The organism is Microbulbifer okhotskensis (assembly GCF_023895975.1).
GTDB lineage: Bacteria > Pseudomonadota > Gammaproteobacteria > Pseudomonadales > Cellvibrionaceae > Microbulbifer > Microbulbifer okhotskensis.
The window spans coordinates 1-489 of record NZ_JALBWM010000375.1 but is presented as its reverse complement, the minus strand read 5'-3'; the positions used below and the strand labels follow the sequence as shown (position 1 = coordinate 489).

The following is a 489-nucleotide window of genomic DNA, read 5'->3' as shown; positions in this document are numbered from 1 at the left end:
TCCAGATAACTTGTTGGCCTTCCCGTAAAACCCATAACAATCAATTCTTTTAAAAACGCGGCGCCAAGTGGTTTGCATAAACGCGCAGGGCGTTAAGCGCCCCACTGGCCCGCGTGGCTGTGGGAGTCGTTACAATGGTTTATTCAGTTTTTTTGCTAGCGCTTCTAAGCGGGTTTTAACCCCGGCTTTTTTGGGGTTGGCTTCCTCGGCGGAGTGATACCACTTGAAAGCGGATTCCAGCTCGCCGACTTTCTCGGCAAATAGCCCGGCCATTTTGTACAGTTTGCCAAGAACAATCGTGTTGATAATTGGCCAGCTATTGCTAGTCACCATCTCTAACACTTCATCAAAATAAGGGCTGGCGCTGGTGTTGTTTTTGTATTGCTTCAATGCCCAGTCGTGCAGACTTTCAGCAACAAAGGTTTGCAGGTCATCAGACTTGAAATAGTGCGGTAGCTTTTGCTGTTGTTCGACGGCGAACTTTGCAAG

At 48.3% G+C, this 489-nt stretch carries 1 protein-coding gene; it reads right to left on the bottom strand.

What is annotated here, in order from left to right:
- Positions 1 to 129 precede the first annotated feature (129 nt).
- Positions 130 to 489: phage terminase small subunit (gene gpM / locus MO867_RS22575; protein ID WP_252473360.1), on the bottom strand; the 360-nt coding region annotated here is incomplete at its 5' end.